21 protein-coding genes are annotated in these 21,944 nt (G+C 71.6%); 10 read left to right on the forward strand and 11 right to left on the reverse strand.

The window, feature by feature from the left end:
• Window positions 1-53: 53 nt before the first annotated feature.
• The 3 genes from E2C04_RS00860 to E2C04_RS00870 all read right to left on the reverse strand — a co-directional run bounded on the left by E2C04_RS00860 (window position 54) and on the right by E2C04_RS00870 (window position 3,251).
• Complete coding sequence (locus E2C04_RS00860) at window positions 54-221, reverse strand: methionine/alanine import family NSS transporter small subunit (protein ID WP_135831155.1); 168 nt, start codon at window positions 219-221, stop codon at window positions 54-56.
• Window positions 218-1,831 (reverse strand): sodium-dependent transporter, encoded by a 1,614-nt coding sequence (locus E2C04_RS00865; RefSeq protein ID WP_135831156.1) that lies wholly within the window; start codon window positions 1,829-1,831, stop codon window positions 218-220. Before E2C04_RS00865 ends, E2C04_RS00860 begins: the two co-directional genes overlap by 4 nt.
• Before the next feature lie 106 nt (window positions 1,832-1,937).
• Window positions 1,938-3,251, reverse strand: coding sequence for an MFS transporter (locus E2C04_RS00870; RefSeq protein WP_202977845.1), 1,314 nt, complete (start codon window positions 3,249-3,251; stop codon window positions 1,938-1,940).
• Window positions 3,252-3,380: 129 nt separating this feature from the next.
• Between E2C04_RS00870 and E2C04_RS00875 the strand changes: the two genes are divergently transcribed.
• Window positions 3,381-4,799: a cytochrome P450 gene (locus tag E2C04_RS00875; RefSeq protein ID WP_135831158.1), complete on the forward strand. Its 1,419-nt coding sequence runs from the start codon at window positions 3,381-3,383 to the stop codon at window positions 4,797-4,799.
• Window positions 4,800-4,823: 24 nt separating this feature from the next.
• Here E2C04_RS00875 and E2C04_RS00880 read toward each other — a convergent pair whose 3' ends face one another.
• The 5 genes from E2C04_RS00880 to E2C04_RS00895 are packed head-to-tail and all read right to left on the reverse strand — an operon-like array spanning window position 4,824 to window position 9,142.
• On the reverse strand, window positions 4,824-5,381 hold the full coding sequence (locus E2C04_RS00880; RefSeq protein WP_202977846.1) for a hypothetical protein: 558 nt from the start codon (window positions 5,379-5,381) through the stop codon (window positions 4,824-4,826).
• 41 nt (window positions 5,382-5,422) lie between these two features.
• Window positions 5,423-5,548, reverse strand: a complete 126-nt coding sequence (locus tag E2C04_RS20505) for a hypothetical protein (RefSeq protein WP_275106534.1) — start codon at window positions 5,546-5,548, stop codon at window positions 5,423-5,425.
• Complete coding sequence (locus tag E2C04_RS00885) at window positions 5,545-6,930, reverse strand: MFS transporter (protein ID WP_202977847.1); 1,386 nt, start codon at window positions 6,928-6,930, stop codon at window positions 5,545-5,547. The genes E2C04_RS20505 and E2C04_RS00885 overlap by 4 nt, the downstream gene beginning before the upstream one ends.
• Window positions 6,927-7,787, reverse strand: a complete 861-nt coding sequence (locus tag E2C04_RS00890) for an SDR family NAD(P)-dependent oxidoreductase (protein WP_135831159.1) — start codon at window positions 7,785-7,787, stop codon at window positions 6,927-6,929. The genes E2C04_RS00885 and E2C04_RS00890 overlap by 4 nt, the downstream gene beginning before the upstream one ends.
• Window positions 7,784-9,142, reverse strand: coding sequence for a flavin-containing monooxygenase (locus E2C04_RS00895; protein WP_135831160.1), 1,359 nt, complete (start codon window positions 9,140-9,142; stop codon window positions 7,784-7,786). Before E2C04_RS00895 ends, E2C04_RS00890 begins: the two co-directional genes overlap by 4 nt.
• A 156-nt stretch (window positions 9,143-9,298) precedes the next feature.
• On the opposite strand from E2C04_RS00895, the gene E2C04_RS00900 reads away from it, so the two are divergent.
• The 5 genes from E2C04_RS00900 to E2C04_RS00920 all read left to right on the forward strand — a co-directional run bounded on the left by E2C04_RS00900 (window position 9,299) and on the right by E2C04_RS00920 (window position 15,572).
• Window positions 9,299-9,952 carry a TetR/AcrR family transcriptional regulator gene (locus tag E2C04_RS00900; protein WP_202977848.1) on the forward strand — a complete coding sequence of 218 codons (654 nt, stop codon included), beginning with the start codon at window positions 9,299-9,301 and terminating at the stop codon, window positions 9,950-9,952.
• 66 nt (window positions 9,953-10,018) lie between these two features.
• The gene (locus tag E2C04_RS00905; RefSeq protein WP_135831162.1) at window positions 10,019-10,993 is read left to right on the forward strand and encodes an NADPH:quinone oxidoreductase family protein; all 975 of its coding nucleotides are present in this window, start codon (window positions 10,019-10,021) and stop codon (window positions 10,991-10,993) included.
• Between the two features lie 75 nt (window positions 10,994-11,068).
• Window positions 11,069-13,018, forward strand: a complete 1,950-nt coding sequence (locus E2C04_RS00910; RefSeq protein ID WP_135831163.1) for a M13 family metallopeptidase — start codon at window positions 11,069-11,071, stop codon at window positions 13,016-13,018.
• A 5-nt stretch (window positions 13,019-13,023) separates the two neighbouring features.
• Window positions 13,024-13,344, forward strand: coding sequence for a DUF2470 domain-containing protein (locus tag E2C04_RS00915; RefSeq protein ID WP_229721375.1), 321 nt, complete (start codon window positions 13,024-13,026; stop codon window positions 13,342-13,344).
• A gap of 107 nt (window positions 13,345-13,451) precedes the next feature.
• On the forward strand, window positions 13,452-15,572 hold the full coding sequence (locus tag E2C04_RS00920) for a RecQ family ATP-dependent DNA helicase (protein WP_135831164.1): 2,121 nt from the start codon (window positions 13,452-13,454) through the stop codon (window positions 15,570-15,572).
• Between the two features lie 17 nt (window positions 15,573-15,589).
• On the opposite strand, the gene E2C04_RS00925 is transcribed toward E2C04_RS00920, so the two are convergent.
• Window positions 15,590-16,123 carry a hypothetical protein gene (locus E2C04_RS00925; protein WP_135831165.1) on the reverse strand — a complete coding sequence of 178 codons (534 nt, stop codon included), beginning with the start codon at window positions 16,121-16,123 and terminating at the stop codon, window positions 15,590-15,592.
• Window positions 16,124-16,201: 78 nt separating this feature from the next.
• Between E2C04_RS00925 and E2C04_RS00930 the strand changes: the two genes are divergently transcribed.
• Window positions 16,202-16,654, forward strand: coding sequence for an SRPBCC family protein (locus tag E2C04_RS00930; RefSeq protein ID WP_135831166.1), 453 nt, complete (start codon window positions 16,202-16,204; stop codon window positions 16,652-16,654).
• A gap of 122 nt (window positions 16,655-16,776) precedes the next feature.
• Here E2C04_RS00930 and E2C04_RS00935 read toward each other — a convergent pair whose 3' ends face one another.
• Together E2C04_RS00935 and E2C04_RS00940 are read right to left on the reverse strand one after the other, a co-directional pair.
• The gene (locus E2C04_RS00935; protein ID WP_229721374.1) at window positions 16,777-18,363 is read right to left on the reverse strand and encodes a DHA2 family efflux MFS transporter permease subunit; all 1,587 of its coding nucleotides are present in this window, start codon (window positions 18,361-18,363) and stop codon (window positions 16,777-16,779) included.
• A 105-nt stretch (window positions 18,364-18,468) separates the two neighbouring features.
• A complete protein-coding gene (locus E2C04_RS00940) occupies window positions 18,469-18,966 on the reverse strand; it encodes a glutathione peroxidase (RefSeq protein WP_135831167.1) in 498 nt (165 codons plus the stop codon).
• Window positions 18,967-19,166: 200 nt separating this feature from the next.
• Between E2C04_RS00940 and E2C04_RS18965 the strand changes: the two genes are divergently transcribed.
• From E2C04_RS18965 to E2C04_RS20515, 3 genes are read left to right on the forward strand one after another with little or no spacing between them, the layout of a single operon-like run.
• On the forward strand, window positions 19,167-20,549 hold the full coding sequence (locus E2C04_RS18965; protein WP_238694382.1) for an SNF2 helicase-associated domain-containing protein: 1,383 nt from the start codon (window positions 19,167-19,169) through the stop codon (window positions 20,547-20,549).
• Window positions 20,498-20,980: a DEAD/DEAH box helicase gene (locus E2C04_RS20510; RefSeq protein ID WP_275106535.1), complete on the forward strand. Its 483-nt coding sequence runs from the start codon at window positions 20,498-20,500 to the stop codon at window positions 20,978-20,980. Before E2C04_RS18965 ends, E2C04_RS20510 begins: the two co-directional genes overlap by 52 nt.
• Window positions 20,878-21,936, forward strand: a complete 1,059-nt coding sequence (locus tag E2C04_RS20515) for a DEAD/DEAH box helicase (RefSeq protein WP_275106536.1) — start codon at window positions 20,878-20,880, stop codon at window positions 21,934-21,936. The genes E2C04_RS20510 and E2C04_RS20515 overlap by 103 nt, the downstream gene beginning before the upstream one ends.
• Window positions 21,937-21,944: the final 8 nt, after the last annotated feature.

A 21,944-nucleotide genomic window follows, 5' to 3' on the forward strand; every position in this document is an offset into this window, starting at 1 on the left:
CCATCCCAGCACGCCACGCCCCGCAGGTCGACAGGACCGGCCGGTCCTACCCGTCACAGGTCGCGGGTGAAGTGCTCCCCACCGGGGCGTACGCCGACCCCCGGGTCCGCGCCGTGACCTGTACGCCTGTCGTTGCGCAGCAGCAGGACGATCGCGAGCACCAGGCCGCCCCACAGGACGAGCATGGAGATGATCATCATGACGATCGAGACGGTGCTCATCGCTGATCGGTTCCTTCCACGGGACGGGTCGACCCGGTGGCACGGGCCTGCGCGGACGGGCCGGGGTCGAGGTGTGGAGGCGCCTCGTCGCCCGGGTCGTCGAGCGAGGTCTCCTTGCGCCACGGGATCGGCGCGAGGACGTAGCCGAGGACCATGACGGCGGCGGCCGCCCCCCACCCGAAGAGCGCGATCATCCAGGTCGGGTAGCCGCCGTAGGGCTCCTCGACGACGGCCTTGAAGGAGTCGAAGACCATGTAGGCGAGCGCCACCGGGACCAGGCCGCCCACCAGGAGGCGCCACCACAGCCGCAGCGGGACGGACCCGTGCACGTTGAGGTGCGTGCCCAGGCGGGGGAGCGCGCGCAACGACCAGGCGACCACGACCATCGAGACCGTGGCCACCAGCAGGATGCCGAACTGGTTGATGAAGTGGTCGAGGATGTCGAGCACGTAGAGGCCGCTCGCGGTGGAGAAGAAGACCAGGCTGATCACCGCGCAGGGCACGCTCACCACGGTGGCGGCCAGGCGGCGGGACAGGTCGAACTTGTCCCGGACCGCGGAGACCACGACCTCCAGCACCGAGACGAGTGACGTCAGGCCCGCGATCACCAGGGAGCCGAAGAAGAGCACGCCGATCAGCGCCCCGAGCGGTGCCTCGCTGATGATCGTGGGGAAGACGACGAACGCCAGCCCCACCCCGCCCTCCACGACGTCGCCGACCTCGGCCCCGTTGGCCTGGGCCAGGAAGCCCAGGGCCGCGAAGACTCCGATGCCGGCGAGCAGCTCGAAGCTGGAGTTGGCCAGTCCCACGACCGCACCCGAACCGGTCATGTCGGTGTCGCGGTCGACGTACGAGGAGTAGGTGATCATGATGCCGAAGCCGATCGACAGCGAGAAGAAGATCTGGCCGAAGGCAGCGGCCCACACGCCGGCATGGGTCAGCGTCTCCCAGTCGGGAGTGAAGAAGGCCTCCAGGCCCTCGGCGGCTCCCGGCAGGAAGAGCGCGCGCACCACCAGCGCCAGGAAGGCGACGATCAGCACCGGGATGCCGATCACCGAGGTGAGGCCGATGCCCTTCTCCACCCCGGCCACCATGATCACGATGACCGCGAGCCAGACCAGCAGCATCGGGACCAGCACTCCCGCGACCACGGTCAGGTCGACCCCGACCTCCCCGGCCTTGAGGAAGTCACCGAAGAAGAAGCCCTCGGGGTCGTCGCCCCACGACTGGTTGACCGAGAAGAACGTGTAACGCAGCGCCCACGCGAGCACGGCTGCGTAGTAGACGGCGATCATGAAGCAGATCCCGACCTGCCACCAGCCGAGCGCCTCGGAGGGGCGGCTGAGCCGGGCGAAGGAGAGCGGCGCCGACCCGCGGAACCGGTGCCCCAGCGCGTAGTCGAGGTAGAGGAACGGGATGCCCGCGCAGAAGAGCGCGACCAGGTAGGGGATCAGGAAGGCGCCGCCACCGTTCTCGTACGCGACGTACGGGAAGCGCCAGATGTTGCCCAGCCCGACGGCCGAGCCGATGGCGGCGAAGATGAAGACCTTGCGCGAGGAGAACGCTCCACGCTTGGCCCGTTCAGTCGTGGCTGCGTCCTGCGTCGCCATGGATCCTCCTGAGCGCTGGGGGTGTCCCGACCATCCCACGGCCGGGCCTCGGGCGGAAGCCTCCCCCGAGCGGGTGGAGTCCAACCAGCCCGTTCCCGGAGGGGGATCAGTCGAGCGGGTGGGCGACCTCGTCGGCCGGCATCCGGGCCCACAGCCAGAAGACGACGCACATGAGGGCGGGGGCCAACGCCGAGATCCAGAAGGTCTCGCGCACGCCGATCAGGTCGGAGAGCGGACCGACCAGGGCCATCGAGACCGGCATCAGCGAGATGGAGACGAAGAAGTCGAGCGAGGAGACGCGGCCGAGCAGCTCCGGCGGGACGCGTCGCTGCAGCAGCGTGCCCCAGATGACCGTGGGCGCTGCGAAGAAGATGCCGACGACGAAGGTGGCCAGCACGATCATCCAGATCTCGGTGGCCTCGGCGATCAGGATGAAGGGCAGGGAGCCGAAGCCCCAGCAGGCCATCATCACGGTGAGGTAGCGGCGCGGCATCCGGATCGAGGCCATCGCCAGGGAGCCGATCGCGCCACCGATGCCGAAGGCGCCCAGCACCCACGAGTGGTGGCTGGCGTCGCCCTCCAAGGTCGACTTGATGAAGACCGGCACGAGCACCTCGAGCGGCCCCATCAGGGCCAGCACGCTCAGGCAGGCGAAGACGAGCGTGGCCAGCAGCCACGGCGTACGCACCATGTAGCGCATGCCCTCGCCCATGTCGGTGAACGCCGAGCGCACGGGATGCCTCGCGTGCGCCTCGTCCAACGTACGACGCACCGGTGTCAGCGGCACGGTGGTCAGCGCCAGGAGTGCGAGCACCATCGCGCCGGCGGCGACTGCGAAGGCCAGTGACGGTGCGGCGACGCCGATCACCGCACCCGCCGCCGCCGGGCCGATCGCCTGGGCGACGGTCGGACGGACCATCCCCTCGAAGCCGTTGACCGCCATCAGGTCCTCGGCCGGCACGATCGCGGGCAGCAGCGCCGAGTAGGCCGGGTAGTAGAACGACATCGCCATGCCGGTCACGAAGGCGATCCCGGCGAGCAGGCCGACCGTGCTGACGTCGGCGTACGCCGCCACGGCCGCCACCGTCATGCCGGCGAGCTCGACGCCGGCGACGGCCAGCAGGATCCGCTTCTGCGGCACCCGGTCGGCGACCACGCCTGCCAGCAGCGCCGGGATGATGACGCCGACGGCGGCCATGGTGGAGACCAAGGAGAGCTGGGCGGCTCCCCCGCCGAGGCGGAAGACCTCCCAGACCAGGGCGACCAGCCAGACGCCGCTGGCGAACGACGAGAAGACGAGCGCGGCGGCGAGCTTGCGGTAGGCCGGCACCTTGAACGGGGTGAGTGCCCGGGGGACGGCACGTCCGACTTCCTGATCGCCGACGGTGTCCAACAGGTTGTCGATGATCGGGTCGCTCACGCGACACATTGTGCCGGGATCCGCCGACAGCGCCGAATTGTTTTTCGGGCGTTGACGGTGCTCGGCGGCCCTCCCTACGGTGGGCGGGGCGCCCGGTCAGCGGCCCGGGCCCGTGACCGGGGAGGGTCGATGGCACTGACCGACGTGAGCAGGCGCGTGCGCTCCGGCCTCCGGACCGCTGCCCCCTCGCCCGTGGTGCCGCCCGGGCTGCGGCGACTGGTCACCAGTACGCCGCGGCTCCCCGCCCTGGTGCGGGAGACCGTGCACTGGGGCGTCGTGCACGGTGTGCCGGGGCTAGTGCTGCGACGGGCCGCCCGCCAGGGCGACCTCCAGGCGCGGATGATCATGGCCGGCGGCGACGTGCAGGGGCCGATCGAGACGATCCGGGCGGCGGGCCCGGTGGTGCGTGCGAAGTTCAGCAACGTCGTCACCAGCCACGTCGGCGTGCGCGAGGTGCTCACCCGCGACGAGTTCGTCACCGGCTTCCCGGGCAAGGACGGCCCGCTCAGCTCGATCGCCGAGGCGACGGCGCCGCGCAGCATCCACCCGCTCGAGCCGCCGTCGCTGCTGGCCACCGACCCGCCGGACCACACCCGCTACCGCCGTCTGGTCACCGGCGTCTTCACCATGCGCGCGGTGCAGAAGCTGCAGGCCCGCACCGAGGAGCTGGCCACCGAGCTGCTCGACGCGGTCGAGGAGAAGGCCCGTCGCGGGGAGCCGGTCGACGTGGTGGCCGACTACTGCGCGCCGCTGCCGGTCAGCGTGATCGCCGAGGTGCTCGGGGTGCCCGAGGAGGAGCACGAGCGCGTGCTCGCCTTCGGGGCGGCCGCAGCCCCGAGCCTCGACCTCGGCCTGGGCCTCACCCAGTACCGGTCGGTGCACCGGGCGCTGGCCCAGTTCGACGACTGGCTCGGCCACCACCTCGCCGAGCTGCGCCGCAACCCCGGCGACAACCTGCTCAGCCAGCTCGTGCACGCCGAGGTCGACGGCGCCGGACTCAGTGAGACCGAGCTGCGGGCGACGGCCGGCCTGGTCCTGGCGGCCGGCTTCGAGACCACCGTCAACCTGCTCTCCAACGGCATCGCCCTGCTCGCCACCCACCCCGACCAGCTCGCGAAGGTGCGCAGCGGCGAGGCGACCTGGACCAACACGGTCGAGGAGGTGCTGCGCTACGACCCGCCCGTGCTGCTGACCGCGCGTCAGGTGGCCGTCGACACCGAGCTGCTGGGTCACCGGGTCAACGTCGGGACGCTGGTGGCCGCCGTCCTGTGGGGCGCCAACCGCGACCCCGAGGTCTTCGACGACCCGCACACCTTCGACGTCACCCGCGCCAACGCCCGCGAGCACATCTCCTTCTCGTCGGGCCGGCACCACTGCCTGGGCGCCTCGCTGGCCCGGATGGAGGGCGAGGTCGGTCTGCGCGCCTTCTTCGAGCGCTTCGGTGACGTCGAGCTGTCGGTCGGGGCGACACGGCGTACGACGCGCATCCTCCGCGGCTACGAGACGTTGCCGGTGGTCCTGGGGCCGCCGCCGCACGCGGCGGTCTGACGCGCTGCGCCCGGCACGGGCGACTCAGACGTTGCCGGCGAGCAGCGCGATGCCGCCGACCGCGGAGACCACCAGGATCCCGCTGCGTGCCGCTCCGACGGAGAGCCGCGGCGCCAAAGCCATCCCGGCCGCCGAGCCGACGGCCAGGGCCAGCAGGTGGCGCAAGTCGGGGGCGACCAGGCCGACGACCACGGCGGTGACGAGGTTCTGCACGATCAGGAAGCCGTGCAGGGTGGCCCGGGTCCGGGGCGGCGACCACTCGGCGTTGGCGACCCAGAGCCCGACCGGCGGGCCGCCGACCCCGCCGACCACGTTGAGCACGGCCGAGCCGACCCCGGTCGCCAGGGCGCCCTCGGGGCGGCGGAACCAGGCCGACCGCAGCCCCGAGGCCAGCAGCACGACGCCGAGGATCACACCGACTCCGCCGGCCAGCGCGAGCGCGCGGTGGTCGACCCCGCGCAGCGCCCACGCCACGACGGGCGTCGCCAGCAGCGTGACCGCCAGCAGCCCGGCGATCGGGCGCGGCTGCGCGTGACGCCACTCCCGGGCCAGCGGCACCACCGAGGAGCAGGCCGCCAGCACCAGTACGGTCGCGACGCCACTGGCCTGGCCCTGGGCGGCGATCAGCGCCGGGCTGCCACCAGCGAGAAGCCCATGCCGGTCGCGCCCTGGGCGAACGCGCCGACCATGACCGCCACCAGCACGAGCAGCTCGACGGTGCCCCCGTCGGCGGTGAGTGCGTCGATCACGCCTGCGCCGATGCGACTGCGTCGTCGGCCGGGTCGAGGCGGTAGCGGCGCTGGAAGGCCATCGCCACCAGCATCAGCACGGCCGGCAGCACCGTGAAGCCGACCAGCAGGGCCGTGAGCGCGGAGTCCGGCTGGGTGACGTCCTCGCCGGCGCGCGAGGAGATGAAGCCACCGGTCGCCAGCGCCGCCGAGTAGAGGTAGGGGCCGACCGCGGTGCCCAGCGCCTCGGTCGCGGTCCACACGCCGGTGTAGGCACCGGCCTTGGACTCGCCCGCCCGCTCGGCCGCCGCGACGGCGTCCGGCACCATCGAGAAGGAGAAGAGCTGGAGCCCGGCGAAGGCGAAGCCCATCGCGACGACGATCGCCACCGAGACCGCCACGCCCACCTGGGCGCCCAGCAGCAGCGCGAACGAGCCGACCACGAAGATCAGCTGCGAGGCCAGCAGTCCGCGCTGCTTGCCGAAGCGGCGCGACAGCACCATCCAGATCGGTCCGGCCGCCACCGCCGGCACCAGGAAGCTGCCCATGAAGACGGCGGTCAGCGCGGTGCTGTCGAAGACGTAGCGGGTGAAGTAGGGCAGCGCCGCCATGAAGAGGTGGGTGGTCGTGCCGGTGAAGAGGTAGGAGAGCACCAGCGCCCGGAAGTCGCGGTCGGCCCAGGCCACCTTCACGTCGGCCCACGCCGAGTGGCCTGCCGTCTCGGCGGGGGTGCGGAAGCCGCAGGCGTCGGTGAGACGGCGTACGCCGCCGATCGCGACGACCGCGGAGACCACCATGACGACCGCGAGCACCGCGGCCATCGTGGTGTAGTCGCTGCGCCGCTCGCTGGCCACCAGCGCGGGCGCCGCCACACCGGCACCGAGCAGGCCGACGGTCAGGAAGAGCATCCGGAACATGAAGACCCGGGTGCGCTCGTGGTAGCCGATGACCAGGTCGGAGGGCGCGGTCAGGTAGGGCACCTGGAAGGTGGCGAAGAGCAGGTTGCCGACGACGTACCAGGCGCCGACCCAGAGCGCCGCGCTCCAGCCCTCGAGGCTGCTCGGCACGCTGAACATCGCGACCATCGCGGCGGCGAGCGCGATGCCGCCCGTCATCATCCGGCGGCGGTGGCCGAGGCGTCGGGCCTGGCGGTCGGAGCGGGTGCCGACCATCGGGTGCACGACGACGTCGACGACCTTGGGCACCAGGAGCGTCAGGCCCGCGACGGCTGCGGCGACACCGAGCACGTCGGTGAGGAAGTAGAGGAGCAGCAGCCCGGGCACGGTGACCCAGACGCCCATCCCGAAGGAGCCGGACGCGTAGGCCGAGAGCGCACCGGTCGGGGCCCGCGGGCCGGCCTCGGCCGGGTGCTCCTCGCGGAGCGCCTCGGTGGCGGCGCTCACCGGGTCGCCTCGGACGCAGGAGCGTGGCGGGCGACGACACCGGCGGCGAGCTCGGCGTCACCGAAGGCGCCCGCCCGGGTGCGGCTGGCGAGCGTACGCAGCACGATGCGGTCGGTGACGACGGGCAGGTGGCGCGAGAGCCAGAACTCCACCGCGCCCTTCGCCGTCGTGGTGACGTCGCGGCGGGCGCGCACCACCAGGCAGGAGCGGGTGATCGCGTCGACGACGCCCTCGAGCGACTCGTAGGTGCTCATCCCCTCCAGCGAGAGGCCGGCGGCCTGGGTGGAGTCGTGGATCGGGCTGCGCACGGCCGACGGGTAGACGCAGGTGACCGAGACGTGGGTGCCCAGCTCCAGGCGCAGCGCGTCGGCGTAGGCGACCAGCGCACGCTTCGAGGCGCCGTACGCCGCGGCGAGCGGCAGCTGCATGACGGCCATCCGCGAGGTGACCATCACGACCCGGCCGCGCGAGGCGACCAAGGCGTCGACGCAGGCAGCGGTGACCCGCCAGGCGCCCAGCAGGTTGATCTCGAGCTGGCGGCGGACCTCGGCGCCGGGGGCGAGCGCGGCCGGGGCGGGGCCGCCGATGCCGGCGTTGTTGACCAGTACGTCGAGGCCACCGAGCAGCTCGAGGGCGCGCTCGACGGCGCCGGCGGTCGACTCCTCGTCAGTGATGTCGCAGGCCAGCACCTCGAAGCCCTCGTCGCCGCGCGGGGCGAGGTCGAGGCCGACCACGACGGCGCCAGCAGCGGTGAGGCGGCGGCCGAGGGCCTGGCCGATCGTGCCGGAGGCGCCGGTGACGAGGACGCGCAGGCCGACGGCGGAGCGCTGGGCGCGACGGAAGGAGAAGGGGCTCATGCCTGGACTGCCTCTCGGGTGGTGGGGGTGAAGACGGGGGCGCCGGCCGCAGCGCGGGCGACGCCGGCCTCGGTCTCCTTGGGCAGCGCGGCGACGTAGGCGTCGAAGTCGATGCGCATCATCGGGCGCTTCTGGCCCCACCGCTCGACGGCGGCGGCGTGCGCCTGCTCGACGGCCGTACGCTGCTCGGTCGCCGTGGGGAGGGCGTACCGCCCCGCGAGGTGCGCGGCGGCGAGCTTGGCCTGCTGCTCCACGACGGGCAGCGCTGCGCCGGTCGACTGCATCAGCCCGACGAAGGCCAGCGAGGGGTCGTCGAGGTGGAAGACGCGCTGGTAGAGCGGCAGCTTCTCCGGGTCGTCGCCCAGCCACTCGTCGGAGAGGAAGGGGATGGTGACGCGGTAGCCGGTCGCCCAGACGACCACGTCGACCTCGTCGGAGGTGCCGTCGGTGAAGACGACGCGGTGGCCGTCGAAGCGCTCGATGCCCGGTCGCGGCAGCACTTCGCCGTGGGTGAGGCGGTGCAGGATCGTGTCGCTGATCGTGGGGTGGTTCTGGAAGAGGCCGCCGGCGGGGGCGGGCAGGCCGTAGGACTGCGGGGTGCCGACGGCCAGGCGCAGCATCGTCTCGGCGACCTTCTGCCGCAGGCGCCAGGGGAGCGCGACGAGCTTGGCGCCGGTGGCGTCGGAGGGCTTGCCGAAGAGGTACTTCGGGACGATGTGCACGCCGTGGCGCGCGGAGAGCAGCACGGGCGAGGAGGCGACGTAGGAGGCGTCGACCGCGATGTCCATCGCCGAGTTGCCCATGCCGACGACCAGGACGCGCTTGCCGGCGAAGCGCTCGGCCGAGCGGTGGTCGTGGGCGTGCATCTGCTCGCCGGCGAAGGTGCCGGGATACTCCGGGGAGGGCCAGCGGGGGTCCCAGTTGTGGCCGTTGGCGACGACGACGGCGTCGAAGTCTCGCGACGTCGCGCCGTCGGGGCCGTCCGCGTCGACGCGCCAGCCGGTGGCGGTGCGCTCGACCGCGGTGACGGTGGTGTGGAACTCGGTGCGCGCGGTGACGCCGAAGGTGTCGGAGTAGTCGCGCAGGTAGCCCGCGATGACCTTGGCCGAGGGGTAGTCGGGCCACTCGGTGGGCATCGGGAAGTCGGCGAACTCGGTGCGGCCCTTGCTGGTGTTGAGGTGCAGCGAGTCGTAGGCCGGGGAGAGTCCGCTGGCGTTGCCCTGGACCCAGAGGCCGCCGGGCACGTCGCCCTTCTCGAGCACGGTGACGTCGACGCCTTCGTCGAGCAGGGCCTTGGCGGCGGTGAGGCCGGCCGCCCCGGCGCCGATGACGGCGACGGCGGGGGTGTTCTTCATCAGGGGATCCTTCTGCCGTGTGGTGGGCGCCACTCATTCAATCGAGTGATTGATAAGCCGTCAAGCACTTTGACCAGCGTCGTTGTCTCCATCGTTCGATGGGTCCGGGACGGCGCTCCGGCTGCGCGGGCAGCGCGGTGGCGTAGCATGACCGCCGTGCCCACCGACAGCGCCAGTCCCAGCCGTGACCGGATCCTTGCCGTGGCCACCGACCTTTTCGCGAAGCGCGGCTACGGGGCGACCAGCACCCGCGCCATCGGCGACGCGGCCGGCCTCAACATCGCCACCGTCGCCTACCACGTGGGGGGCAAGGAGGAGCTCTACCGCGAGGTGATGCGGCTGGCGCACGTCGCGCAGCGCGACGCCGTCGTGGCCGCGCTCGAGACGCTCACCGCCTGCGACCCCACGCCCGAGGCGACCCGCACCGCGATGCACGGGTTCGTCGACGCGTACCTCTCCTTCTGCCTGCGCCACCCCGAGGTGCCGACGCTGTGGATGCGGCGCTGGCTCGCCGAGGGTGAGGACCTGGCCGCGATCGAGGAGGAGTTCGCCGGGCCGCTGGTCGCCCAGGTCGCCGAGCAGGTGCGCGCCACGCTCGACCGAGCCGGGCTCACCCACGAGGTCGACGTCGAGATGCTCGTCTACTCGATCGTCTGGACGACCCACTCCTTCACCCGTGCCGGCTTCATCGACGCCTCCGGCAAGCGCCAGGACCCCTCCAGCCTGGAGATGATGGACCGTTTCCGCGCCCACCTCCACCACCTCGTCGACGGGGCGATCGGCGCCGACGAGCACTCGCACCAAGACTGAGGTCTGGCCGCCCAATTCTTCGGTCGACCCCTCGCGCCTTCACGCGTGAGGTCATAGGTTGTCGCCATGCGTGCAGCCCAGGTGATCCAGACGACCGGCCCCGACGGTGTGGAGGTGCGGGAGGTTCCCGACGCGACCCCCGGTCGGGGCGAGGTCCTCGTCCGCGTCCACAGCGTCGGTGTCGCCTTCCCCGACCTGCTCCTCTCCCAGGGGCTCTACCAGCTCCGGCCGGAGCCGCCCTTCACCCTCGGCATCGACGTCGCCGGCACGGTCGAGGCGCTCGGGGCCGACGTCGAGCAGTTCCGCGTCGGCCAGCGCGTGGCCGCCGTCGCGCCCTACGGCGGGGCGGCCGAGCTCGCCGCGATCTCCGAGGAGGCGGTCTTCCCGCTGCCGGACGTGCTGTCGTACGACGAGGGCGCGGCCCTGCCGATGAACTACCTGACCGCGCAGTTCGCGCTGGTCGAGCGGGCCGGCCTGCGTCCGGGCGAGGTCGTGCTGGTGCACGGTGCGGCCGGCGGCGTCGGCACGGCCACGATCCAGGTCGCCAAGGGGCTGGGTGCCACCGTCATCGCGGTCGTCTCCACGCCCGAGAAGGCCGCGGTCGCCCGGGCGGCGGGCGCCGACGAGACAGTCCTGGTCGAGGGGTTCCGCGAGCGGGTCGGTGCGCTGACCAGTGGCCGTGGGGTCGACGTCGTCATGGACGTCGTCGGCGGTGACCTCTTCACCGACTCGCTGCGCCTGCTCGCGCCGCTGGGCCGCCTGCTGGTGGTCGGCTTCGCCGCCGGCCAGGGGATCCCCGAGGTCAAGGTCAACCGGCTGCTGCTCAACAACATCGACGTACGCGGCGTGGGCTGGGGCGGCTTCGCGATGGTGCGGCCGGGCTACATGCACCAGCAGTGGCGCTCCCTGCTCCCCATGATCGAGTCCGGGCTGGTCAAGCCGCCGGTGGGGGCGACGTACAAGCTCGACGAGATGCCGCAGGCGCTGCGCGACCTGCAGGGGCGCTCGGCCGTCGGCAAGCTGGTCCTGCGCGTCGACTGAGGCGTGGGGAGGGCGATTCCGCTCGTGGCGAATCGCCCTCCCGCCTTGTCGGTGCCCCCGGCTACTGTGATCGACGTGACGATCCTCGATGACGCCCGTGAGGGCATGAACCTCGACATCCGCCCGCAGGACGACCTCTTCGGCCACGTCAACGGCACGTGGCTGGACACGGCGGAGATCCCCAGCGACCGCAGCAGCTGGGGTCCGTTCGTGACGCTCGCCGACCAGGCCGAGCAGCACGTGCGCGAGATCATCACCGAGCTCTCCCAGGGCCAGGCCGACGACGTCGCCAACGCCGAGGACGCGCGCAAGATCGCGATCCTCTTCTCCACCTTCATGGACACCGACGCGATCAACGCGGCTGGTGCCGCCCCGATCCGTCCGCTGCTCGCCGACGTCGACGCCCTCGAGACCGGCGAGCAGCTCTGGGCCTTCCTCGGGGCCTACGAGCGCCACGGCGGCGGTGGCCTCTTCGGCTCCTACGTCGACACCGACGCCAAGCAGTCCGACCGCTACGTGGTCAACCTGACGCAGGGTGGCCTGGGGCTGCCCGACGAGTCGTACTACTCCGACGACAAGTTCGCCGAGGTGCGCGAGAAGTACGTCGCCTACCTCACCGAGCTCTTCCGCCTGGCCGGCATCGAGGGTGGTGCCGAGCAGGCGGCGGCGGTGCTCGCCCTCGAGACCCGCCTGGCCGAGGGCCACTGGGAGCGCGCGGAGACCCGCGACGTGCAGAAGACCTACAACCTGCTGACCCGCGAGGAGCTCGACAAGCTCGCGCCGTCGGTCGACTGGAGCGGCTACGTCGCAGCCCTGGGTGGCAGCGACGCCACCATCGCCGAGGTCTGCGTGCGCCAGCCGTCCTACTTCGAGCACCTCTCCGCGGTGCTCGCCGAGGTGCCGGTGGAGGAGCTCAAGCCCTACCTGCGCGCGAAGGTGCTGCGCAACCTCGCTGCGTACCTCACCGACGACTTCGTCGAGACCAACTTCGACTTCTACGGCCGCACCCTCTCCGGCACGCCGGAGCTGCGCGAGCGCTGGAAGCGTGGCGTCGCCTTCGTCGAGGGCGCCATCGGCGAGGCCGTGGGCCGGGAGTACGTCGCCCGCCACTTCCCGCCGCGCTCCAAGGAGATGATGGACGAGCTGGTCGACAACCTGCTCGAGGCCTACCGCCAGTCCATCGAGGCGCTCGACTGGATGGGCGAGGAGACCAAGCAGCGCGCCTACGAGAAGCTCGAGAAGTTCCGCCCGAAGATCGGCTACCCGACCAAGTTCCGCGACTACTCCGCCCTCGAGGTCGTCGAGGGCGACCTGGTGGCGTGCGTGCGCGCGGCGTCGGCCTTCGAGACCGACCGCGAGCTCGGCAAGATCGGCAGCCCGGTCGACCGCGACGAGTGGTTCATGCTCCCGCAGACGGTCAACGCCTACTACAACCCCGGCACCAACGAGATCTGCTTCCCGGCCGGAATCCTGCAGAAGCCGTTCTTCAGCCCCGACGCCGACCCGGCGGAGAACTACGGCGGCATCGGTGCGGTCATCGGCCACGAGATCGGCCACGGCTTCGACGACCAGGGCGCGCAGTACGACGGCGAGGGCAACATGCAGGACTGGTGGACCGCCGACGACAAGACGGCGTTCGAGGCCAAGTCCAAGGCCCTGGTCGAGCAGTACGACGCCTTCGAGCCGCGCGCGCTGCCCGGCGAGCGGGTCAACGGCCAGCTCACCGTCGGCGAGAACATCGGCGACCTGGGTGGTCTGACCATCGGCTACAAGGCGTTCCTGATCGCCGTCGGTGACGAGGCGACCGAGGAGCAGAAGCGCAAGGTCTTCCTCAACTGGGCCTACTGCTGGCGTACGAAGCGGCGCAAGGAGCTCGACCTCCAGTACCTGACCGTCGACCCGCACTCGCCGCCGGAGTTCCGCGCCAACATCGTGCGCAACCTCGACGAGTTCCACGAGGTCTTCGGGACCGAGGCAGGCGACGGCCTGTGGCTCGACGAGGCCGACCGCGTCCGGATCTGGTGACCGGTGTGTCTGACCAGCGGGCTGCCGCGCGCTTCGACGACGCCGTCGTGACCGGCGTCCTCGGCCACATGAACGGCGACCACCTCGACGACTCGCTCGACATCGTCCGTGCCGCCGGTCACCCGACCGCGACGTCGGCCACGATGACCGACCTCGACACCGAGGTGGGCGTCTGGAGCGCGGTCGTCGACGGCCAGGAGGTCGAGGTCCGCGTGCCGTGGCCCGGCGGCCCGCTCACCGAGCGCCCGCAGCTGCGGGTCGCGGTGGTGAAGATCCACGAGGAGGCCCGCGAGAAGCTGGGGCTGCCGCCGGTGGCGCCGCACTGATCCAGCGGTCGATCGTCAGCGGAAGCTTCGAGTCACCCGGTGACTCGAAGTTTCCGCTGAAGAGCCGAGGACGGGCGTTGTCGGCGTCGCCTGTTAGACAGTGAGGCATGACTTCTCCCGCCGCCGCCACCGCCGACCGCACTGCCGCTCGCGAGTCCGCCGAGCGCCACCTGCGCGCCCTGGTCGGCCGTGACGACGCGGTCCTGCGCGAGGACCAGTGGTCCGCGATCGAGGCGCTGGCCGTCGACCGCCGCCGCGCCCTGGTCGTCCAGCGCACCGGCTGGGGCAAGTCGGCCGTCTACTTCGTGGCGACGCTGCTGCTGCGCGAGGCCGGTGCTGGTCCGACCGTCATCGTCTCGCCGCTTCTTGCGCTGATGCGCAACCAGATCGCCGCCGCCGAGCGCGCCGGGATCCGGGCGGTCACCATCAACTCGACCAACAACGACCAGTGGGAGCCGATCCACGCCGCCATCAACAACGGCGAGGTCGACGTGCTGCTGGTCAGCCCCGAGCGACTCAACAACCCTGGCTTCCGCGACGAGGTCCTGCCCCGTCTCGCCGCCACCTGCGGCCTCCTCGTGGTCGACGAGGCGCACTGCATCTCCGACTGGGGGCACGACTTCCGGCCTGACTATCGTCGCATCCGGACGCTCCTCGACGAGCTCCCGACGGGGATCCCGGTGCTGGCGACGACGGCGACCGCCAACGCGCGCGTCACCGGCGACGTCGCCGAGCAGCTCAGCGGCTCGCGCTCCCTCGACGAGGTCCTCGTCCTGCGCGGCACCCTCGACCGCGAGTCCCTGCGCCTGGGCGTCCTGCGGCTGAAGACCCCCGAGCAGCGGCTGGCGTGGCTGGCCGACCACCTCGCGTCCCAGCCCGGGTCGGGCATCGTCTACTGCCTCACCGTCGCCGCCACCAGCGAGGTCGCGACCTACCTGCGTCAGCGCGGGCTCGACGTCGCGGCCTACTCCGGCCAGACCGAGGCCGAGGAGCGGCACCGTCTCGAGGCCGACCTGGTCGCCGGGCGGGTCAAGGCGTTGATCGCGACCAGCGCGTTGGGCATGGGCTTCGACGCCTCGCTCGGGTTCGTGGTCAACCTGGGTGCGCCGAGCTCGCCGGTCGCCTACTACCAGCAGGTCGGCCGCGCCGGCCGCAACACCGACGAGGCCACCGTCGTCCTGCTGCCGCAGATCGAGGACCGCGACATCTGGGCCTACTTCGCCTCGCTGGCCTTCCCGCGCGAGGAGCTCGTGCGCCAGACGATCGAGGTCCTGGCCGAGCGCGGCACGATGAGCACCGCCGGGCTCGAGACCTACGTCGACCTCTCCCGCAACCGGCTCGAGACGATGCTCAAGGTGCTCGACGTCGACGGTGCCGTACGCCGGGTGCGCGGTGGCTGGGAGGCGACCGGGCAGCCGTGGACGTACGACGCCGAGCGGTATGCCCGTGTCACCGAGGCCCGCGAGCGCGAGCAGGCGGCCATGCTGGCCTACCTCGACGCCGACATGTGCCGGATGCGCTACCTCCGTGCCCAGCTCGACAACCCCGACGCCAGCGACTGCGGCCGCTGCGACAACTGCGGGGGGCTCGACCTCAGCGCCGAGGTCTCGCAGGCCGCGGTCGAGGCGGCCCAGGAGCAGCTGAGCCGCCCCGGTGTCCCGGTGGAGCCGCGCAAGATGTGGCCCACGGCGCTGGCCAACATGGGCATCGACCTCAAGGGCAAGATCACCGGTCAGGCCTCCGAGGGCCGCGCGGTCGCCCGCCTCACCGACCTCGGCTACGGCCAGCAGCTGCGCGAGCTGCTCCGCGACGACGTGCCCGACGGGCCGGTGCCGGTCCCGCTGGTCAAGGCGGTCGTCCAGGTGCTCAACGACTGGCGGCCCAGCGTCGACGCGATCGTCGTGGTCGAGTCCACCCGCCGTGGTGCGCTGACCCAGGACCTGGCCGACGGGCTCTCGCGCTACCTCCGGGTTCCGGTGATCGGCAGCTTCGCGCTGGTCGACGTGGACGTCCCGCCCGGCGCGGGGGCGACCAACTCCGCCCAGCGCGTCTCGGCCGTACGCCGCCGCTCGCGGCTCCTCCTCGACGACGACTCGGTGCGTGGTCGCCGGGTCCTGCTGGTCGACGACCAGGTCAACACGGGCTGGACGCTGACCCTGGCCGCGCAGCAGCTCCACGAGGCCGGCGCCGAGGCGGTGCTCCCGCTGGTGCTGGCCGTCCAGGCCTGATCGGGTGGCGCCGGCCGTCAGCTGCGCGGGGTGAGCACCTCGCGCACCAGGACGCGGAAGTGGTCGCGGCTCCCCTCCTCGAGCAGCCAGGGGCGCTCGGCGACCACCTCCTGGAGGTGGTGGGCCAGCAGGGTCGGCCGGGACCGCACACTCGGACGTACGACCATCGTGATCTCCTGCCCCGCGTCGTCGGGGCCGATGAGGACGAACCGCCTGGTCGTGCCGACGTCGGCCTCACGACTCACCTCCACCGCGATCCGGGTGATCCGGTCGAGGGCGAGGGAGCGGGTCACCCGTCCCCACTGGCGTTCCGTCAGCCGCCGTGGCGACATCTCGTAGGTCCGCCCCAGCATGTTGTGGGTGGCCGCGACCAGCGGGAGCACGAGCAGCACGACAACGATCCACAGGGCCGGGGTGTGGATCGCGGCCCGCACCACGCTGGGGAGCAGGAGTGCCAGGAAGCCGGCGGCCGTGATCAGGGCGAGGAGGACCACCCACAGGAAGTCCTCGGCGGGGAAGCGGGTGACGGGTGGACCCGGGTCGGTGTGCACGGGTCAGCTCGCGTTCTGCCTGGTCGCCATGGCTGAACGTTAGTGGGACGTCAGGGCCGGGGGGCTAGCGTTCGCCGCATGGACGACGACCTCACTGCCTCAGCCAGCATCCTCGTCGACGCCCCGGCGTCGGTGATCTTCGACATCCTCGCCGACCCGCACCAGCACCCGCGGATCGACGGCTCCGGCACCGTGCAGGAGATCGTCGACAGCCCCGACCGACTCAGCGAGGGCGCGCAGTTCAGCGTGCAGATGAAGCGCGGACTCGGCTACCGGACCACCAACACCGTCGTTGAGTACGAGGACGACGCGCTCATCGCTTGGCGCCACCGCGGCCAGCACCGCTGGCGCTACGAGCTCACCCCCGAGGGCGAGAAGGTCCGGGTCACCGAGACCTGGGACGGCAGCCGCTACTCGGGCCTCCCGCGCCTGGTCTTCAAGCTCTCCGGCCTCAAGGGCGCCCAGCGCTCGATCGAGGAGACGCTGGTGAGGCTCAAGGCCGTCGCGGAGGCCGATGCGGCGCGCGTCTGACCGAGCGCTGCGTACGACGGCTGCGTACGACGGCTGCGTACGACGACGCGTGCCGGAGCCACGTACGAGAACGACGAAGGCCCCTGCCGTGAGGCAGGGGCCTTCGTGCGTACGCCGGGTGGTCAGTGACCGACCATGACGTCCTTGGGTGCGTGCACCTTCTCGCGCGGCAGGAAGAGCGCCGGCACGAGGCAGAGACCCACCAGGACGGTGGCGATCACGAAGACCGAGGCGAACGATGCCGCCTGGTCGCCGGGGATCCTGGCGAGCAGCGCCTGCAGCTGGTCGGGGTTCAGCCCGAGCTGACCCATCAGCTCGGCCACGGCGGCGTCGCCACCGCGTGCCTCCGCCTCGGCGAGCTCACCGGCCACCTGGATCGACTTCTTCTCCTGCATGAAGTTGGTCAGCAGGGTCGCGAAGATCGCGGTGCCGATGGAGGCCGCCACCTGCTGCTGGATGTTCAGCAGCGTCGAGCCGCGGGCGACCGTGTGGTCGTTGAGCGTCGCGAGCGCGGCGGTCATGATCGGCATCATCGCGCCACCCAGGCCCAGGCCCATGATGAAGAGGGCGGCGAGCAGGTAGGCGTACGAGGTGTCCGCGTCGATCTGGGTGAACATGCCGACCGAGATCGTGATGACGGTGAGCGCCGTGAGCACGATCTTGCCCGGGCCGATCTTGTCCGCGAGCAGACCGGCGAGCGGCATGGTCAGCATCGCGCCGACGCCCTGGGGCGCCAGCAGCAGGCCGGCGCTGAGGGCGTCCTCGCCGCGGACCATCTGGAAGTACAGCGGGAAGAGCAGCGAGGCGCCGAAGAAGGCGATCGCGAAGAACGACATCGTGATCAGGGCGACCGAGAGGTTCTTGTTCTTCAGCAGGCGCAGGTCCATCAGCGGGTGGACGTTGGCCTTGCGCAGCGCCCACGGGATGAAGAGGGCGATCAGGATCGCGCCGATCACCATCGTGGAGACGACCTCGGTGGTCCAGGCGGTGCCGGACTCCTCCTTGGCGCCAGGGATCGACGAGACGCCGTAGAGGAACGAGGCGAGGCCCGGCGAGAGCAGCGCCATGCCGACGAAGTCGAAGGTCTCGGACGGCTCGACGTGGTCCTTCTCGAGGACCTTGGCCGCGTAGACGAGGCCGATGATGCCGATGGGCAGGTTGATCAGGAAGATCCAGTGCCACGACGCGACGTCGATCAGCCAGCCGCCGAGGATCGGGCCGAAGATCGGGCCGAGCAGCATCGGGATGCCCATGACGGCCATGACGCGGCCGAGGCGCTCCGGGCCGGCGGCGCGGGTGAGGATCGTCATGCCGAGCGGCATGAGCATGCCGCCGCCGAGGCCCTGGACGACGCGGAAGACGATCAGCCAGGTCAGGTCGGGCGCGATCGCGCAGAGCACCGAACCGAGCGTGAAGAGGGCAACGGCGATCAGGTAGAGCCGCTTGGTGCCGAAGCGGTCGGCGGCCCAGCCGGTCAGCGGGATGACGGTGGCCAGCGCCAGCGTGTAGGCGGTCATCGTCCACGCGACGTCAGCGGTGGTGGCGTCGAACTCGCGGGCGAACGTCTCGAGGGCGACCGACACGACGGTCACGTCGAGGATTGACATGATGCCGCCGAGGACGACGACCCCGGCGATGAGGAGAAGCTTGCGGTCGAGCTTCTCGACCTGCTCCGGCTCCTGGCCGGGAATGGTTTCTGTACTTGTCACTTGTCGAGGGTAGGGGTGGCGGACCGACCCCGCCCATTTGTTTACGGGGTGGGCTGCGTCACACGACCTTGATGGCGTGCGACCCAGCCTCCCGGGTGGGCGTGATCAGCCCAGCAGCTTCTCGATGCCCTCGACGACGTGCGGCGCGTCGGGCTCGGTGCGCGGGCCGAAGCGGGCCACCGGAGTGCCGTCGGCGTCGACCAGAAACTTCTCGAAGTTCCACTGGATGTCGCCGCTCTTGCCCTCCTCGTCGGAGAGCTCGGTGAGCGCGGTGAGCGCGGAGTAGATCTCGTGGCGGCCCTCGCCGTTGACCTCGATCTTCTCGGTCAGCGGGAAGGTGACGCCGTAGGTCGCGGAGCAGAACTCCTGGATCTCGTCGGCCGTGCCGGGCTCCTGGCCCATGAACTGGTTGCACGGGAAGCCGACGACGGTGAAGCCGCGCTCGCCGTAGGCGGCCTGCAGCTCCTCGAGCTTGGAGTACTGCGGCGTGAGGCCGCACTTGCTGGCCACGTTGACCAGGAGGGCCGGCTTGCCGCCGGTGAGGTCGCGCAGCGTGCCGGCCGTGCCGTCGAGGCGGCCGATGGGGGAGTCGAGGATCGTCATGCGGCAGAGAGTAGCCACCGACTCACGACTCGGAAGGCTGTTCGGGTGCCGAGTGGGACCTCGTACGCTCAGCCGCCCCTCGCCCCCGCAGGAGTTTCCTTCCGGAGCGCGGGCCCCGCGCCACCACAGGAGTTTCCTTCCGGAGCGCGGCCGAGCGCCGCCCACCCAACCCGTCGGCACCGCCCGCTACCGTCGTCGACGTGAGCCTCGTCCCCACCTCCGGTCCTGCGACCCTCCGCTCGGCGGAGCCGCCCCGCGAGGCGACGATCGAGTTCACCGGTCCTGGCCAGCGCAGCGTGACGCTGCCGGTCACCGCGGCGATGCCGGTCCTGGCCCGCGCCCAGCGCGGTGGGGGTGAGCTGCACCCGTCCGTCGTACTCCTGGCCGGTGCCGCTCACCTGGGCCTGCGCCTGGTCGCCGACGGCCGGTTCGGTCCGCACCCCGACCAGCCGTGGTGGGTCCCGGTCCTCACCGCGGCCGACGACGACCGGATCGCCCAGCTAGCGGCGGCCCGCATCCCGGACGGGCTCGAGCCGGCGGCGACGGAGGGCGTCGTACGCCGCATGGTAGACGCCGTCGTCGACGCCAGCCCGCGCAAGGCGCCCAGCCAGTCGACCACCCGTTCGCCGGCTGCCGCGCGGCCTGCTGCCTCCACCACCGACCCCGAGACCTGGGCCGCCCGTCGCCGCGCCCCCGCCTCGACCGTCGACTACTCCCACCGCCTGCAGTCGCGGCTCCAGCGGATCCGCCGCACCCACGGGGTCGACGACCGGCCACAGACGGTCACCCTGTCGCTGCGGGTCGAGGCCGCCGACGAGCAGCTGTACGCCGGTGAGCTGCGCCTGGTCCCGCAGGTGCACGCCGAGGGCAACCCGCTGCACCTGGCCGACGCATCCGCGCTCTGGCTCGACACCGGCCCCGACGCCTCCCACGGCTTCGGTGACCGCGCCCGCACCCACACCTCCATCGCGATCCGCCGCGCCGCCGACGCCTGGGACGTGCTCGACCGGCTCCTCGACCAGCGGGTGCCCGACGAGCTGGTCCTCGACTCCGACGAGATCACCGACCTGCTCGACCGCGGCCTCGACGCGCTCGCCGAGGTCGGCGTCGACGTGCTCTGGCCGCGCAGCATCGGCCGCGACCTCAGCAGCCGCGCCGTCGTGGAGTCGACGTCGTCACGCGGCTTCGACGACGACCCGTTGCAGTCGTCGACGTTGTCGGCGGAGAACCTCTTCGCCTTCAAGTGGCAGGTCTCGCTGCGCGGCGAGGAGCTGTCCGAGGCCGAGATGGAGCAACTCGCCACGGCGGCCGCCCCGGTCATCAAGCTCCGCGACAACTGGGTCGTCGTCGACCCCGTCACCGCTCGGCGCGCGCGCAAGCGGCTGATCCGCAACGCGCGCCCCGCCGAGGCGGTCGCGGCCGCGCTGAGCGGCGTGGTCGAGGTCGACAAGACCGAGGTCCAGGTCCACCCCGGCGCCCGATCGAGGTCGTACGCCGCCGCCTCCTCGACTCCAAGAAGGCGCCTGTCGACGTGCCGCAGGCGCTCGACGCGACCCTGCGCGACTACCAGCACCACGCCTTGAGCTGGCTTGCCCACATCACCGGTCTCGGCCTGGGTGCCGTGCTCGCCGACGACATGGGTCTGGGCAAGACGATCACCCTGATCGCGCTCCACCTGCACCGCCGCGAGGCAGGCTTCGACGGGCCGACGCTGGTGGTCTGCCCCGCATCCCTGCTCGGCAACTGGCAGGCAGAGATCGAGCGGTTCGCGCCCGGCACTCCCGTACGACGCTTCCACGGCGGCGGCCGCTCCCTGGAGGGCCTGGGAGCGAGCGGCGAGAAGGACGCCGGGTTCGTGCTGACGACGTACGGGACGATGCGCAACGACGCGGAGACGCTCGCCCAGGTGCCGTGGGACCTGGTCGTCGCCGACGAAGCACAGCACGTGAAGAACGCCGCGTCGTCGACCGCTCGCCAGCTGCGTACGGTCGACTCCGCGCCCGCGTCGCCCTGACCGGCACGCCGGTCGAGAACAACCTCACCGAGCTCTGGGCGATCCTCGACTGGGTGGTGCCCGGGCTGCTCGGGAGCCGCCTGGCCTTCCGCCGGGTCTGGGCCTCGCCGATCGAGGCGGGCGTCGACTCAAAGGTGACGCAGCGCTTCGCCGACCTGATCGAGCCGTTCCTGCTGCGCCGCCGCAAGTCCGACCCCGGGATCGCGCCCGAGCTGCCGCCGAAGACCGAGACCGACCACCTGCTGGGGCTGACCACCGAGCAGGCGGTGCTCTACGAGTCGTTCGTCAAGGACCGGATGGAGCGGATCGAGCGCTCCGAGCCCGAGGAGCGCCGCGGCCTGGTGCTCGCGATGCTCACCGGCCTCAAGCAGATCTGCAACCACCCGGCGCAGTTCCTCAAGCAGGCCAACCCCAAGCTCAACGGCCGCTCGGAGAAGCTCGACCTGCTTGACGAGCTGATCGGCACGGTGCTCGCGGAGGACGGCGCGGTCCTGGTCTTCACGCAGTACGTCGCGATGGGCCAGCTGATCGCCACCCACCTGCGCCGCGCCGGGGTGCCGCACCAGTTCCTGCACGGCAGCATCCCGGTCGCCGAGCGCGAGGAGATGGTGCGCCGCTTCCAGACGGCCGAGGACGACGACCGGGTCCCCGTCTTCCTGCTCTCCCTCAAGGCAGGCGGCACCGGTCTCAACCTGACCCGCGCCGACCACGTCGTGCACGTCGACCGCTGGTGGAACCCGGCCGTCGAGGAGCAGGCCACCGACCGCGCCTACCGGATCGGCCAGACCAAGCCCGTGCAGGTGCACCGCATGGTCACCCAGGGCACGGTCGAGGAGCGGATCGCCGCCCTGCTCGAGCGCAAGCGCGGCCTGGCCGACGCCGTCCTGGGCCAGGGTGAGGCGGCGCTGACCGAGCTGAGCGACGACGAGCTGCGCGACCTGGTGGAGCTGCGATGACGCTGGTT

Origin of the sequence: Nocardioides daphniae (assembly GCF_004777465.1) — a bacterium.
Classification (GTDB): Bacteria; Actinomycetota; Actinomycetes; order Propionibacteriales; family Nocardioidaceae; genus Nocardioides; species Nocardioides daphniae.